General features: G+C 63.2%; 13 protein-coding genes. 4 read left to right on the top strand and 9 right to left on the bottom strand.

All coding sequences use genetic code 11. The features are described from left to right. Positions 1-55: 55 nt before the first annotated feature. A complete protein-coding gene (locus CD928_RS02205; RefSeq protein WP_095384269.1) occupies positions 56-724 on the top strand; it encodes an HAD-IA family hydrolase in 669 nt (222 codons plus the stop codon). Between the two features lie 9 nt (positions 725-733). Here CD928_RS02205 and CD928_RS02200 read toward each other — a convergent pair whose 3' ends face one another. The 3 genes from CD928_RS02200 to CD928_RS02190 form a co-directional block, all read right to left on the bottom strand. After that, entirely contained in the window at positions 734-2,050 is a 1,317-nt protein-coding gene (locus tag CD928_RS02200) for an aspartate aminotransferase family protein (protein ID WP_095384266.1), read from the bottom strand. Between the two features lie 22 nt (positions 2,051-2,072). Then, positions 2,073-3,008: a DUF808 domain-containing protein gene (locus tag CD928_RS02195; protein WP_095384263.1), complete on the bottom strand. Its 936-nt coding sequence runs from the start codon at positions 3,006-3,008 to the stop codon at positions 2,073-2,075. An 80-nt stretch (positions 3,009-3,088) separates the two neighbouring features. After that, positions 3,089-4,060, bottom strand: coding sequence for a glucokinase (locus tag CD928_RS02190; RefSeq protein ID WP_095384260.1), 972 nt, complete (start codon positions 4,058-4,060; stop codon positions 3,089-3,091). A gap of 170 nt (positions 4,061-4,230) precedes the next feature. On the opposite strand from CD928_RS02190, the gene CD928_RS02185 reads away from it, so the two are divergent. Beyond that, entirely contained in the window at positions 4,231-5,577 is a 1,347-nt protein-coding gene (locus CD928_RS02185; RefSeq protein ID WP_095384257.1) for an MFS transporter, read from the top strand. A 17-nt stretch (positions 5,578-5,594) separates the two neighbouring features. Here the strand turns inward: CD928_RS02185 and CD928_RS02180 are convergent, their stop codons facing one another. The 6 genes from CD928_RS02180 to CD928_RS02155 all read right to left on the bottom strand — a co-directional run bounded on the left by CD928_RS02180 (position 5,595) and on the right by CD928_RS02155 (position 11,611). Next, complete coding sequence (locus tag CD928_RS02180) at positions 5,595-5,969, bottom strand: glycine zipper 2TM domain-containing protein (protein ID WP_095384255.1); 375 nt, start codon at positions 5,967-5,969, stop codon at positions 5,595-5,597. Positions 5,970-6,400: 431 nt separating this feature from the next. Continuing rightward, complete coding sequence (locus CD928_RS23255; protein ID WP_176473411.1) at positions 6,401-7,309, bottom strand: HAMP domain-containing sensor histidine kinase; 909 nt, start codon at positions 7,307-7,309, stop codon at positions 6,401-6,403. A 503-nt stretch (positions 7,310-7,812) separates the two neighbouring features. Next, entirely contained in the window at positions 7,813-8,499 is a 687-nt protein-coding gene (locus tag CD928_RS02170) for a response regulator transcription factor (RefSeq protein ID WP_095384249.1), read from the bottom strand. A 52-nt stretch (positions 8,500-8,551) separates the two neighbouring features. Next, entirely contained in the window at positions 8,552-9,427 is an 876-nt protein-coding gene (locus tag CD928_RS02165) for a class I SAM-dependent methyltransferase (RefSeq protein ID WP_095384246.1), read from the bottom strand. Between the two features lie 343 nt (positions 9,428-9,770). After that, positions 9,771-10,487 (bottom strand): TVP38/TMEM64 family protein, encoded by a 717-nt coding sequence (locus CD928_RS02160; RefSeq protein WP_176473410.1) that lies wholly within the window; start codon positions 10,485-10,487, stop codon positions 9,771-9,773. 14 nt (positions 10,488-10,501) lie between these two features. After that, positions 10,502-11,611 carry a glycosyltransferase family 1 protein gene (locus CD928_RS02155; RefSeq protein ID WP_255247014.1) on the bottom strand — a complete coding sequence of 370 codons (1,110 nt, stop codon included), beginning with the start codon at positions 11,609-11,611 and terminating at the stop codon, positions 10,502-10,504. 325 nt (positions 11,612-11,936) lie between these two features. Here CD928_RS02155 and CD928_RS02150 point away from each other — a divergent pair, with 325 nt between their 5' ends. Both CD928_RS02150 and CD928_RS02145 read left to right on the top strand, forming a co-directional pair. Continuing rightward, complete coding sequence (locus tag CD928_RS02150; RefSeq protein WP_141237061.1) at positions 11,937-12,215, top strand: hypothetical protein; 279 nt, start codon at positions 11,937-11,939, stop codon at positions 12,213-12,215. Positions 12,216-12,336: 121 nt separating this feature from the next. Continuing rightward, the gene (locus CD928_RS02145) at positions 12,337-15,522 is read left to right on the top strand and encodes an efflux RND transporter permease subunit (RefSeq protein ID WP_095384235.1); all 3,186 of its coding nucleotides are present in this window, start codon (positions 12,337-12,339) and stop codon (positions 15,520-15,522) included. Positions 15,523-15,544: the final 22 nt, after the last annotated feature.

Here is a 15,544-nt window from a genome sequence, read left to right as displayed (position 1 = left end):
GCTCCCATGCCAGCAAATCATTGCGGTTTCCAGACCGTCGCGGCATGCGCGGGCGATGAATGATTTTCCTTTCGCGATCGTCGGTTTCGACCTCGACGGAACGCTCGTCGACACCGCGGGCGACCTGACCGCCGCCGTCAACCACGCGCTGTCGCTGATCGGCCGCGCCCCGCTGACCGAAGCCGAGGTGCGGCCGATGATCGGACTCGGCGGCAAGCATATGCTCGAACAAGGGCTGGCGGCGACCGGCGGCATTCCGACCGATGATGTCGAACGGCTCTATTCGGAACTGCTGCGCTATTACGAAGCGCATATCGCGATCGGCAGCCGCCCTTTCCCGGGCCTGCATAAAGCGCTCGACCGGCTCGACGCGTTGGGCGTCCGTACGGCGGTCGTCACGAACAAGGCCGAGCGCCTGGCACGCAAGCTGCTGGGCGAACTCGACCTTGCGGACCGGATGGCGACCATCATTGGCGGGGACACGCTGGGGGCCGGCAATCGCAAACCGTCTCCGGCGCCGGTACTAGCGATGATCGAACGATGCGGCCGCGGCCGCACCGTCTTCGTCGGAGACAGCATCTATGACGTGAGGGCCGCGCGCGCAGCGAATGTGCCCTGCATCGCGGTTCGCTTCGGTTTCCTCGACCGCCCCGTCGAGGAACTGGGCGCCGATCATGTCATCGGCGATTATTCCGAACTGGTCCCGCTGCTCGAACGGCTTTGAAGCGGAGACTCAGGCGATCGTCTCGATCAGCTCGCCGAGCGTCCCGAACATTGCATCGATCTCGGCCTTCTCGACGATCAGCGGCGGCGACAGCGCGATGATGTCGCCGGTGGCGCGGACGAGCAGGCCATTGTCGAAGCAGGCATGGAACAGCTCCATCGCGCGCGCGGTCGGCGCGCCGGGCCGCGGCTCGAGTTCGATGCCGGCGACGAGGCCGATGGTGCGGATGTCGATGACATGCCGCCGGCCCTTCAACCCGTGCGCCGCATCTTCCCAATAGCCTGCCAGCTCGTCGGCGCGGTCGAACAGCCCGTCGCGGGCATAGAGGTCGAGCGCGGCGAGCCCCGCGGCGCAGGCGAGCGGATGCCCCGAATAGGTATAGCCGTGGAACAGCTCGATACCGCCGGGCGCGCTGTCGATCACCGCGTCGTGCAGTTCGCGCTTCACCGCGACCGCGCCCATCGGCACCGCGGCGTTGGTCAGCCCCTTCGCCATGGTGAGGATATCGGGGGTCACGCCCCACCGGCCGGCGGCCGTCGCGCCGCCGACGCGCCCGAAGGCAGTGATCACCTCGTCGAAGATGAGGAGAATGCCGTGCCGGTCGCAGATCTCGCGCAGCCGCTGGAGATAGCCGGCCGGCGGCAGCAGGACGCCGGTCGATCCCGCCATCGGCTCGACGATCACCGCCGCGATCGTTTCCGCGCCGTGCAGGTCGACGAGCCGCTGGAGATCGTCGGCAAGCTCGGCGCCATGCGGAGGAAATCCGCGCGAAAAGGCGTTGCGCGCGATATCGTGCGTGTGGCGCAAATGGTCGGCGCCGGGCAGCCCCCCGCCGAAGGTCCGGCGATTGCTGACGATGCCGCCGACGCTGATCCCGCCGAAGCCGACGCCATGATAGCCGCGCTCGCGCCCGATCAGCCGGGTGCGCGTCCCCTGCCCCCGCGCGCGCTGGATCGCGAGCGCGATCTTCAGCGCGGTATCGACCGATTCGGACCCGCTGTTGGTGAAGAAGATACGGTCGAGCCCCTCGGGCATCAGTGCCGCGAGTCGCTGCGCCAGCTCGAACGCCTGCGGATGCCCGAGCTGGAAGGTCGGCGCGAAATCGAGGCTCGCCGCCGCCTTCGCGATCGCCTCAGCGATCTCGGGCCGGCAATGCCCCGCGTTGCTGCACCACAGGCCGGCGGTGCCGTCGAGGATCGTGCGGCCGTCGGCGCTTCGATAGTGCATGCCGCTCGCCGAGACGAGCTGGCGCGGGTGCGCCTTGAAGGCGCGATTGGCGGTGAAGGGCATCCAGAAGGCCGCCAGCGGATCATTTTCGCCCTTCATTCGCCCGTCTCCTTTGGGTCGATCAATGCGCCTTCTTGCCCGGCAGCAGGTGGAGCAGCCCCACGATCAACCCGCCCAGCAGCAGCCCGAACACGCCCGCGCCCGCCGCTCCGATCAGCCATTCCCACGCGCCGCCCAGCGGCAACCCGCCGCCGATCCGGTGCGCGAAGTCGTGGAGGGCATGGCCAAGGCCGCCGATATGATATTCGTCGAGGCCGTGGAGGACGATCTGGCCGCCGACCCACAGCATCGCCGCGGTGCCGATCGTCGCGAGCGCGGCGAGCAATTTGGGCATCAGATGCACGAGCCCACGCCCGAGCGCGCGCCGCGCGCTCGATCCACGCTCGGCCATATGGAGCCCGATATCGTCCATCTTCACGATCAGACCGACCACGCCATAGACGGCGATCGTGATCGCGACCGCGACCAGCGCGAGCGTCGCCCCGCGCATGACCAGATGCTCGTCGAGCACTTCGTTGAGCGCGATCACCATGATCTCTGCCGAGAGGATGAAGTCGGTGCGCACCGCGCCCTTCACCATCGTCTCTTCATGCGACTTGTCGGCGACGATCGCGGCATCCTCGGCGAGGCTCGTCTTGTCCTCCTGCAGCGAATGCAGCACTTTCTCCGCGCCCTCGAAGCAGAGATAGGCGCCGCCGAGCATCAGCAGCGGCGTGATCGCCCACGGCGCGAGCGACGAGAGCAGCAGCAGCGCGGGCAGGATCAGGATCAGCTTGTTGAACAGCGACCCCTTGGTGATCCGCCAGATGATCGGCAGCTCGCGGTCGGGGGTGAAGCCGGTGACATAGCGCGGCGTCACCGCCGTATCGTCGACCACCACGCCCGCGGCCTTCACCCCCGCCTTCGACGCCGCGGCGCCGATATCGTCGATGCTCGCGGCGGCGACCTTGGCGATGGTCGCGACGTCGTCGAGCAGGGCAAAAAGGCCTGAAGGCATGAAAAATCCGTCCCCTGTTTCGTGATGCTGCTCCGCTCTACCGGGCGAAAGCGGCGCGCGAAAGGGGTGTTGCGAACGGGTCAGCCATGCTCGCGCGCGAAGGCCGCGGCGGCGCCGAACAGGCCGGGCTGCGGGTGGGTGATCAGCTTGACCGGGATCGCCGCCATGAAATTTTCGAACCGCCCCTTCGACACGAAGCGTTCGGGGAAGCCCGAGCGGACCAGATGATCGCGAATCCGAAGGCCAAGCCCGCCCGCGATCACCACCCCGCTCGCGCCCTGGGCAAGCGCCAGGTCGCCCGCGACGCTGCCGAGCGACAGGCAGAAGCGGTCGACCGCGGCGGCGGCGAGGCTGTCCTCCTGCGCCATGCCGCGCGTCCAGATCGCGACATCCTCCTCGGGCGTCACCGCCCGCCCCTCCATCGCCGCGAGCGTTTCGAAGATGTCGACGATGCCGGGCCCCGACACGATGCGCTCGACCGACACGCGGCGGTGGCGTTTCCTCAGCCGCGCGAGGATCGCGTCCTCGATGCTGTCGAGCGGCGCGAAGTCGATATGGCCGCCCTCGGTCGCCTGGACGCGATAGGCATCGCGGTCGCGCCAGACATGCGCGACGCCGAGCCCGGTGCCCGGCCCGATGACGCTGATCGTTCCGCTTTCGGGCAGCGGCTGGTCGGGGCCGCACAGCGGCTCGAAATAGCGCGCGTCGGCCTGCGCGACGGCGTGGCCCACCGCCTCGAAGTCGTTGACCAGCACATAATCGTCGACGTTCAGCTTTTCGCGGATCAGCGCCGGGCGGATGATCCACGGATTGTTGGTGAAGCGGATGATCTCGCCGCGTGTCGGCCCCGCGATGGCGATGGCGACGGCGCGCGGCAGGCTGCCGCCCTGGCGCCGCTCGAAATCCTGCCACGCGGTCTGGAAGCTCGCATGATCCTCCGTATGCAGGGTCGTGGCCTCGCCGAGCGCGATGCAGCGGCCGCCCTCCACCTCGGCGATCGCGAAGCGCGCGTGGGTCCCGCCGATATCGACCGTGACGATGGACTGGCTCATGTCTCTCCCTCGTGCGACCGAACGCCGCCTTTGGCCCAGATTGTCGCGGCCGCCGCGGCGACGCAACAGGGCATAGCTATGCGCGCAGCCCGGCCCGCTGCAAGGCGCGCCCTTCAAATCCCTGCTCGACCGTTCCATAGAGAAGGCGGGAGCGGCACGGGAGCGGGACTATGGAGCATGAGCAAAGGGCCGACCTGCCCTATCTGAAAAAGGTCGTCGGCGCCTCGATGGCGGGCACGGTCGTCGAATGGTACGAGTTCTTCCTTTATGGCACCGCCGCGACATTGGTGTTCGGCCAGCTTTTCTTCCCCGAGACCGGCAACGACCTCGACGGCATCATCGCCGCCTTCGCGACCTATGCGGTCGGTTTCATCGCGCGGCCGCTCGGCGGAGTGGTGTTCGGCCATGTCGGCGACCGCATCGGGCGCAAGTCGCTCCTCCAGTTCAGCCTGATCCTGATCGGCGCGTCGACCTTCCTGATGGGCTGCCTGCCGAGCTTTCAGAGCATCGGCTATTGGGCGCCCGCGCTGCTCGTGCTGCTGCGCTTCGTTCAGGGCTTCGCGCTCGGCGGCGAATGGGGCGGCGCGGTGCTGCTCGTGACCGAGCACAGCCCGAACAAAAGCCGCGCCTTCTGGGGCAGTTTTCCGCAGGCGGGCGTCCCGCTCGGCAATCTGCTCGCGACGGTCGTGTTGCTCGTCCTTTCGGCGACGCTGTCCGAGGAGGCGTTTCTTTCCTGGGGCTGGCGCGTCGGCTTCTGGCTGTCGGTGGTGATCGTCGCGATCGGCTATTACATCCGCACCCAGGTCAGCGATTCGCCGATCTTCGAGGCGGCGAAGGCGAAGGCCGAACGCGCGGCCGAGGCGGGCTATGGGCTCGTCGAGGTGTTCAAGCGCTATCCGCGCGGCGTGTTCACCGCGATGGCGCTGCGGTTCGGCGAGAATATCGTCTATTACATGATCGTCACCTTCTCGATCACCTATCTCCACCACCGCGCCATCGACACGACGCGCATCCTGGCGCTGCTCTTCGCGGCGCATATCCTGCATGTGGTCGTGATTCCGCTGGTCGGCGCGCTCGCCGACCGGGTGGGGCGGCGGCCCGTCTATATCGCGGGCGCCGCGCTCACCATGGCATGGCCCTTCGCCGCCTTTCCGATGTTCGACACCGGGGGCACCGTGATGATCCTCGCCGCGATCATGCTCGGCCTCGCGATCCACGCCTTCATGTATGCGCCGCAGCCCGCGATCATGGCGGAGATGTTCCCGACCCGGATGCGCTATTCGGGCGTCTCGATCGGCTATCAGGCGACCGCGATCGTCGCGGGGTCGTGGGCGCCGCTGATCGGCACCGCCTTGCTGCGCGAATATGACAGCTGGACACCGATCGCGATCTATATCCTGTTCGCCGGCGCCGTCAGCCTGATCGCCGCGCTGGTCATGCGCGAGACGCGCGGCGTGTCGCTGCTCGCGATCGACGAAGCCGACGCGCGCCGGACGGATGTATTACAGGATGGCTGAACGCGGGAGCGCGAACGTCAGCGGCATTTGAGCTCGCCGCGATCGATCGCCCGCCCGAGCAGGCCGCCGCCCGCCGCGCCGATGATCGTGCCGACCGTGCGGTCGCGCCCGCCGTCGAGTTCGCGGCCCACCAGCGCGCCGACCGCGGCTCCGATGATCAGCCCGGTCGTGCCATTGTCGCGCCGGCAGTGATAGCGTCCGTCCCTGCTCCGCCAGATGCGGTCGTCTCGCGACAGGCGGCGCGGCTCATAATAGCGGCCATAGCTGTCATAAAGGCCGCGATCCTTCGCGCGTTTCCCGTGGGCCGGGGCCCAGGGCGGCGGATCGGCGAACGCGGGAGCCGCGGGCAAGGCGAGGCTCGCGAGAATGGCGGCGGCAAGGAATTTCTTCACGGCTGATTCTCCTGAGAGGACCGGACCGGCATAGGGGGACGGACCCGAACCGTTGCTGAACGATAGCGCGGGCACGGCCAGCGGCGCAAAACCGGGGCGCCAAACGCTCGGTCGCGTCGGCGAGCCGCGTTGAAATCCGTCAATATGGGAGGAATGGCGCCCCGCACCGGATAAACATAACGAATATGTATCGCCGTTTGTACTACCCTAGGGCCGCCTGAGGCAGCCGCTCTCCGCCCTTCACAGCTCCGCGTCACCGTGAGCGCTACTGCTTGGGGCGAGAATCGCCGGGAGCGGACTTGCGGCTTTCGGTCTTGCCGAGCGGCGCTTCAGACCAGGGATTGATGCTTTCAATCACAAGCGTCTAGGTGGGCGACGAGAAAGGCCGCTTCCCGCACATCGCTGATCAACGGCCCGCAATTGCCGCCCTCTCAGTCTGAGATTGGCCGCGGTGATACCGGCAGCGTGACGCGCACCGCGCACCCTTGGCCATCAATGAAAGCGGCGTCTCCGCCGTGGCTCTCGGCAACATGCCGAACGATCGCGAGGCCAAGACCAGCCCCTGGCGCGGCGCTGTCGCCTTTACGAAAGCGCTCGAAGACCGTCGCGCGTAGCGCGGCTGGCGGGCCTAGTCCTTCATCCGTCACGGTGAGCACTGCAACGGTGCCGCTCAATTCGGTTTGCTGCTCGACAGCGACGGTGATTGCGCCAGCACCGTGGATGAGGGCGTTCTCAATCAAGTTGCGGGTCATATCGCGGAGGTCGTCCTCGGCTGCGTTGCGGACAGATACGGCCTCGGGCGCGTTAACGGACAGCGTGCGTCCAGCCTTCTCCACAAATGGCAACACAAGTGCCGCTGTTTCCCGAGCTACCCTGGAAAGATTGACGCGCCCCGTCCGAACGGTATCGCCCTGCTCCTTGCGTGCCAGATCGAGTAGTTGCCCCGTAAGGCGGTCGATTTGAGCGAAATCGCGTCGGATGGCGTCCCAGGCCATTGGGTTTTCCTCCGCGAAACCAGATTGCTCTAGACGCATTCGCAGCACCGCCAAGGGCGTGCGAAGCTCGTGAGCAGCGTCTGCGGTAAGACGTTTTTCTACCTGATAGGCTCTGTTCAGCCGGTCCAAGGCGCCGTTGAACGCAGCAGCAAGGGGGATGATCTCCGACGGCAGACCATACGGGTTCACTCGCGCGATCGGTGACGCGGGGCCAATGCGCGAGGCTTCGGAGGACGCCCGCTGGAGCGGACGCAGTGTGCGATTGATGACAAGGACAATAACAACGAAGCCGACGAAGATGAATGGAACGAACAAAAGCAGTGGCGTGGCGTCCTGCTCGATCAAGCTGCCAGCAAGAGCTTTGGGATCAGGGTCATCCCGAGAAACGACGAGAAAGTAGCTGTTGTCCGGTGCTCGCGTAGTTATCGCCGCGTTTCGACTTGGGCCAACAAAGTACACTGGTCCAAACTGCTCATTAGGGGCCGGGATTTCAATAAGCGGAAGGGACGCATTGCCCGCCCTGCTTGGCGATTCCGCCTTCAGTGAACCGTTTCGGTCGAAGAGAGCATAACCAAAGCCAGAATTGGGCTCAGTGTAGACGGGGTTCAGAGACCGACCAGAAGGGATGGTCGGTGCTCCGGCGGCATCCAAGCGGACGCTCTGTAACAGCTCACGCGCCTGCTCCTGAAGACTCCGCTCTTGCAGCGATCTGTGGATTGCCGTTGCCTCCCAATAAAAGAATAGGAGTGCTGCTAGGATCCCTACGGCAAAAGTAGCAGAGAGGATCAGGATAAGTCGCGCGCGTAGGCTCGATGGCGAAATGAGACGCCCGAGGCGAGCGCGAGGACTCATGAGGTCGGCTCCACGTCGGGTGTTATTCTATATCCAATACCGCGTTTGGTTTGAATGCACGTTCTAGCGCCGAGCAGTTCCAGCTTGCGACGGAGACGGGAAACGACTGCCTCGATCGCGTTCGGTGTGACCGGCTCGTTGAACGAATAGAGCCGCTCTTCCAGAACATCGCGGACAACAGTGCGGCCCTCGGCCCTCAGCAACACTTCCAGCATCGAAGCCTCTCGCCTGGCCAACGACATGGCTCGGTTACCAACGAAGCCTTCGCGAGATAACAGATCGAGCTTCACATCTCCGCAGGCAAGGATTCCGGTATGTCGCTCTCTGGGACGACGCAGAACGGCATGCGCCCTTGCCTGCAATTCAAGTAGATCGAAAGGCTTGACCAGATAATCGTCGGCCCCAGCATGCAGTCCCGCAATACGCGAAGCCAGGGCGTCTCGTGCAGTGATGATGATGATCGGAGGCGTTCCAGCCCGGCTTGCCATTTCTGCGACAAGGCTCAGGCCATCACAATCTGGCAGGCCTAGATCGAGAAGCAGAATATCATAGGTCGAGGTGGCGAGGGCGGCGCGCGCCTCGGCACCTGTCACGAAAGAATCCACGACGTACCCGCTGGCCGTGAGATACGACGCGATCATCCCGCGTAAATCAGGATTGTCTTCGATCAGCAGTGCCTTCATCGAGTTCCGCTCACATCATTACCTGCCCTACGCGAACAGCATTGAACCCGATTTATAGCACCAAAGCACCTTTTGCAGCGGTTTCAATAGTCTCACCCGGCGCCGATCTCTGCCGAGCGCTCCTAATCTCGCTGCTAAACCCGTCCCCGATCCTACGCCCCACAACAGTACCCTTCATCGTGTCGACATTGGAAAATTCGATGTCCGGGTATGCACGGCGCCAGCGCGAGAGGATTTTGCGCTCTCCAGACCGATGGGCGTCGTCCAGTAACACCATGCCGCCATTGCGAAGCTTGGCAAAGGTCGCAGGCCCGGCACTGCCTCTCGTTTCAGGATGCAGCGATGCTGGCGGACCATCAACTATGATAAGATCAATGGCGTGGGGAAGGTCGTTCGCATCATACCAGAAGCCGGGATGGTCCGCGCTCTCGGAAGGTCGCAGCGGGACGACACGAATGTCCGCCGACAGCCGCTGGCGTTCGAGCTGACGCCGCGTGAGCTCAGCAAATGCCGGGCTATGGTCGAAACTAATCAGGCGGCCGGTCCCGTTCATCTCCAGACACTTTGCGAGCACGAATGTGGATACACCGGACCCGAATTCGACAATCACCTCAGGACGTTCCGTGAGAACCGCTCGCGCGAGCAACAAGAGAAAATCGGGTGCTCCAGCGCAATTGCCTGTAGGAGGCAGCTCGCTAATCGAAATTCGCAGCAAATCAGCGAGATGCCGCAGGTCGTGATCTGCCCTCCTATAGCAATCCAGTTTGGTCCGTATTCCTCGCAGAGGGATCATATGACGGACCATTCGATCGGCAGACCACAGGAGGCGCAATAAGGCGCGGGTCGTGACAATCCACACCTTCGCTGCGAGCAAGTTGCTCCACCTCACCTCAATGGCGATAGCGCCGTCGACTGTTTGTGAACCCATATTCTGACTGCCTCATGCAATTCGCGAGATTCCGGTTCGCCGGAGTTGGCGCTCTTTGCTGACCACTTCCTGACACGCCGACTTTGTGGGGACAGGATGCGGCGAACGCCCGGTCAAGATCAGATCAGGTCGGGCGCCACGCCTGCCTGCCAGCACTGTCGGTAAGCCCGGCGGCACTCAGGCAGTGTGAGGCATGGTGCTCGCCGTGTGACTTGTGGCGCCGTTGGAGTCGGGGTTCCGCTCTTTGCCGGGCCACGTTCAGCTCGTGGCGGACCTTAAGGCAAATCGACGTGCTCCGCCTCGGCGACTGTAAGTCAGGCGACATGCCTCACCAATCGCAAACCTAACGCGAGACGTGTTTCGACCAGGTTCGCGAAAGCAGAGCTTTCATGAGCAGCGGAAGCACGCCGAGGAGCACCAGCGAGATGATCAATTGTGGAGAAAGCACATCAGCAGGTGTGCGGATGACTGCGACTTTAGATCCCGCATTAACATACAAAATGGATGACGGAATCAGCCCAAGGAGACTTACTGGGGCGAATATCCGTAAGCGCATGCGTGTAAGCGCCATGCCGACATTAATCACGAAGAATGGAACGGCTGCTGAGAGACGAAGGGAAAGGAGGTAGAGCGCTCCATTGCTTGAGATTTCGCGTTCGATGTAAGTCAGTTGCTTGGAGCAGCGTTCTCGAATCCAATCCCTCAAAAGGTGGCGGGCCACCAAAAAGCCTAAACTATCGCCGACGGTCAGTGAGGCAACTATTATAACCGAGCCCCAAAGTGGACCGAAAATCGCGCCCGCGACGACGCAAAAAGGGAGAACCGCTCCAGGTAGAGATAAAGTCAGAGCTAAAATGTGCAGAAAAACGAAGATCGACAAAAGCGGCAACGGGTTGCTTTCGAATGCAGCAGCTAAGTAATTTTGGTTTGATTGAATCGCGCTGATCAACTTTATTGGATCCAGCCCCAGCGCCTTTGCAGTGAACGCGGACAGGAAGAGGAAGCCAAATAGGATTAGCCTTCTTTGAGCGCTGGTATGAGCAACGGATTTCATCACCATGATGGTAGGACCGCTCAACATTGGACTGGGTGGGGGTGATATGAAACCGTGCGATCATATGCTTTCAGCACCTGATCGAGCACCGTTGGCCAACCACGTTGAGCGGCTGCCCGGACAGCGGCGAGCGCGATGTGCTGACGGCACGAAGGATTCTGCATCAGTCTGATCAGCAAGGAAGCGAAGCATTGGGTGCTGTGTGGATCGACAAGGAAACCAGTCTTGGAATCTTCGATCAGGGCCCTGGCGCTTGCGACGTCGGCACTGACGACCACAAGGCCCGACGCCATTCCTTCCAGATTGACATTGCCAAATGCCTCTGTGGTGCTGGGATTCAGAAGGATGTCGGCACATGCGACGGCGCGCCCGAGCTCGTGCCCTTCCAAGTGGCCGGTAAAGACGGCGTCGCCTACCAGCCGAGCCATCTCGGCCCGCGAGGGGCCTGCTCCAATCACTAAGGGTCGCACCGGCAGGCCGGCTGACCGGATTAAAGATACAATCTTGGCGAAGGTCGCGATGCCTTTCTCTCGAACCAATCGACCGAAAAAAAGGATGATCGGCTCGTCGTCCGAATACCCCAGGCCGCGCCTCCAACACATATCCCGACGGCTGGGTGAAAAAGTCGACTCGTCGACACCACGACTCCAGACCGCGACCTGCTCTTCCGGAAGAAACCGACGCAGCTCATCGGCAAGAGGCGGGGTCGGAGCCAAGACCAGGTCGCAACGACTGTAAAACGATCGCAAATAATATTCTACCCATCGTCGGGCGAAGTTTAGGCCGTAATATGTCAGATAGGTCTCGAATCTTGTATGCAAGCTTGCGACGACAGGGACACCTTGCTGTCGCCCAAGCGTTTGAGCGCTCCAGCCCAACGCATCGGGCGCCGAGACGTGAATTATGTTGGGGGCGAACGTCACAATGTCTGCACGAAGCGTTCGGGAGAGGGGGAGCCCGAAGCGGTATTCGGAGCGCCCAGGGATGTGGACCGACCGCACTGAGATCAGTTCACCAGCAGGGGCAAATGCCGGAGTTCGATTGGTCGGGGAATAGACCCGAACCGACGCGCCGCACCATTGCAGATGTTCGCAGAGGCGGTTGAGCGCATTGTTCGCACCGTCGCGCACGCAATTGTAATTACCGGAAAAGAGCGCAACTCGTCGCGCCCCCACCCTCACTCTCGGCGATTGACCAGTGCTTGTCCGCGACAACCACTCAGATTGGCACGGATAGCTGGATAATGGGCTACATTCTTCGTCTCTCATCCCAGCGCCGGTACGCGCCTTTACTGACGCTAGCCTGACGTGGCCGCTTAGGGCGCACGCGAGGGGACTGCAGAGGTCGGTCAGATTGCCGTCAGCTTTCGCTGCCATTTATGGTTCATGTTCATGCGATTTGTTTCTGGCGCGTGCCAATTCAGCGGCCGTTCGCCAGCAAGGCTGCCGCTCAATCGTGATGTTCGCCAGAGAAAAGAACTCGTGCGCCTCGATCTTGGCAAGCCACACAGTCAGCTTCTCCAGATCGCGATCAATTCTCTCCCACTCGGTGAAGCTGACCTTGTCCGCGGCCCTTCACCTCTCGATCTCCGCCAAAAGGCCGACCCCGCAGGTCGCGAACTCGCCATACTCGCTTGCGCTCGCGTCGCGCGGGATCTGGCCCCTCCTCGGCGACGGCTACGCGATGGCACGATTCTCGGTTTTCGAGCGGTCGGCGCTGCGCATCTTCCTCTAACGCTACACCCGCCATTTGAGGACAGCATCATTTTGACCGTGCCGCCGAGTTCCTCAGTAAGCGGGATTGACAGCCAGAACCGAAGAGGCGTTCGTCGCGGTCGTATCAAGGCCGTGGCCTCGTGATCAGCCAGCCGTTTATCGCCCGGCCGATCCTCGCTTGGGTCATCGCAATCGGGATCATGCTCGCCGGCGCGGGCGCAATCTTCACCCTGCCGATCGAGCAATATCCCGATATCGCACCGACACAGGTGAATGTGCGCGCCCACTATCCAGGCGCCTCAGCGGAAACGCTCGAATCCAGCGTCACGCAAATCATCGAACAGCAACTCACCGGCCTGCCCGGACTGCTCTATTTCTCCGCCACGTCGAGTTCGGACGGACAGGTCACCGTCTCGGCGATGTTCAACAAGGATATCGACCCCGACATCGCCCAGGTCCAGGTGCAGAACAAGGTGCAGCAGGCGCTCTCACGCCTGCCGCAAGAGGTCCAGGAGCAAGGGCTTACCGTTACCAAGTCGAACGACGACACGCTGTTGCTGCTGGCGATCTATGACGAAACCGACCGCCAAACGGACGGCGACGTAGCCGATTATCTGGTGTCAAACCTTCAAGACCTGATCGCCAGACTGCCCGGCGTCGATTCCACGAATGTCTTCGGCTCGCAATACGCCATGCGCATCTGGCTCGACCCGTACCGGCTCGCCGCCTTCTCGCTCATGCCCTCGGACGTGATTGCGGCGATCGAAGCGCAGAACACGCAAGTCGCCGCGGGCCAGATCGGCGGGCAGCCCTCGCCGCGGACTCAAATGCTGAACGCGACCGTGACGGCCAGGTCGCGACTCACGACCCCCGCGGAGTTCAGGAACATCATCCTGAAGACTCGGACCGACGGGTCGCAGGTGCTGCTGTCGGACATTGCCCGCGTCGAGATGGGCAACGAAAGCTATACGACGATCAGCCGCTACAATCGTCATCCCGCCGCGGGAATCACCGTCCAACTCGCGCCCGGTGCCGATGCCTTGGCGACCGCGGATAGCGTCAAGGCGTTGGTCGCGCGGCAGGCCCAATCGTTTCCATCAGGGTTCCGCTATGCGTTTCCGCGCGACAGCACGGTCTTTATCCGCCTGTCAGTCAGCGCGGTGGCCAAAACCTTGGTCGAAGCGATCGTTCTCGTCGTGGTGGTCATGTTCGTGTTCCTGCAAAGCTGGCGGGCGACGTTGATCCCGGCCATCGCCGTTCCCGTCGTGCTGCTCGGCACCTTCGGCGTGCTCGCGTTGTTCGGATACTCGATCAACACCCTCACCCTTTTCGGGCTCGTGCTGTCGATCGGACTCCTCGTGGATGACGCGATCGTCGTGGTCGAGAATGTCGAACGTGTGATGGAGGAGGATCCCGACATTTCGCCGCGGGACGCGACGCTCGCCTCCATGTCCGAGATCCAATCGGCGCTGATCGGGATCGCATTGGTGCTTTCAGCGGTGTTTCTGCCGATGGCCTTCTTTGGCGGCTCGATCGGCGTGATCTACCGGCAATTCTCGATTACCATCATCTCATCGATGATTCTATCCGTCGTGGTGGCGCTGATCCTCACCCCGGCGCTCACGGCCACCCTGCTCAAGCGTCCGGAATCGCACGCGGCCGAACGCCGATCGGGTCGCATCGCCCACATTGCAGCGCGGCTTCGGACGGGCTTCAATGATCGCTTCGACCGCACTCGAATCCGCTACGTGGCGGGGGTGGAGGGTGCGATTCGACGGCCCGGCGTGACGCTGCTCGGCTACGCCGGCATCGTCGGCCTTCTGATGATCGTCTTCCTTCAACTGCCCAAGGGGTTCCTGCCGATTGAGGATCAGGGGCAGGCGACTTTCGAATATACGCTGCCCACCGGCGCGACCACCGCCCGTACGCTGGAAGTCGCGGAGGCGGTCGAGCGCTACTTCCTTGGGCCGGAGAACGCCAACGTCGAGGGCGTCTTCACCGTGACGGGTTCGCGCTCGGGCGGAACGGGTCAGAATGTCGGACAGGGCTTCCTTCAGCTCGCCCCTTGGAGCGAGCGGGCGGGCACTGCCCACAGCGCCACCGGCATCACCGAGCGCGCGACCGAAGAACTGTCGGCGCTACGCGATGCCGATGTGGTCGCCCGAACGCCACCGCCAGTGCAAGGGTTCAGCCAGAGCGCCGGCTTTACCATGCAGTTCCAGAACGCGGCCGGCTTAGATCGCGAAACCTTCAAGGCCCGTCGTGATCAGCTCCTCGCGGCCGCCAGGGCCGATCCCGTTCTCGCGTCCGTTCGTCTGCGGAACCTTGAGGATACGACTACCCTGCAAGTGGAGGTGGATCAGGCCAAGGTTGGTGCGCTTGGCATCGATCAAGCCGATGTCGACGAGACGCTGACCGCCGCTTGGGGCGGCGTCTATGTGAACGACTTCGTTGATCGGGGCCGCGTGAAGCGCGTTTACGTCCAGAGCGACGCGTCATACCGGGCATCGCCCGAAGACCTGCGCAACTGGCATGTGCGGACCGCCGGCGGGCAGATGGCGCCGTTCGCTTCGTTCGCCACGACGAGCTGGTCACAGGCTCCCGCCACCCTCACCCGGTTCAAGGGACTGCCCTCGTTCGCGATCCAAGGGCAACCAGCGCCGGGGAGAAGCTCCGGCGAGGCGATGGCGAGAATGATCGAGTTAGCCGAGCAGGTGCCCGGCACTTCGGTGGATTGGAGCGGGCTTTCCTATCAGGAACGCCTGTCGGCCGGGCAAGCGCCGCTTCTCTACGCGCTCTCGATCCTGGTCGTGTTCCTGTGCCTGGCTGGCCTATACGAAAGCTGGTCGATCCCCATTTCCGTCCTGATGGTCATTCCTCTGGGGCTGGTCGGAGCGGTGCTGGCTGTCGCTCTGCGCGGGCTGGAGAACGACGTGTATTTCCAGGTGGGCGTGCTCACCACCATCGGCTTGTCCGCCAAGAACGCGATCCTCATCGTCGAGTTCGCGGAGCAGGCGGAGAAGGCGGGCAAGTCCATCCGCGACGCGGCTGTCCACGCGGCGCGGCTGCGGCTGCGGCCGATCCTGATGACCAGCGTCGCCTTCATCTTCGGCTCGCTTCCGCTCGCGCTCTCGACAGGTCCAGGCGCACAGAGCCGTCTGGCGATCGGCACCTCCGTGATCGGAGGCATGCTCGCCGCCACCGTTCTCGCCATCTTCTTCGTTCCGCTATTCTTTGTGGTCGTCCGCAAACTGTTCGGCGGAGGAACGGCGAGAAACGACGACGCTGGAACTGTTAATGGTGCCGGTCACCTTCGCCCAGACTGATACCGCCCGGCGCCATTGGTCG

The sequence above is a fragment of the Sphingopyxis sp. GW247-27LB genome, from assembly GCF_002277025.1.
Classification (GTDB): domain Bacteria; phylum Pseudomonadota; class Alphaproteobacteria; order Sphingomonadales; family Sphingomonadaceae; genus Sphingopyxis.
Note: the sequence above shows the minus strand (reverse complement) of the source record. Positions and strands in the feature narration are given on the sequence as shown.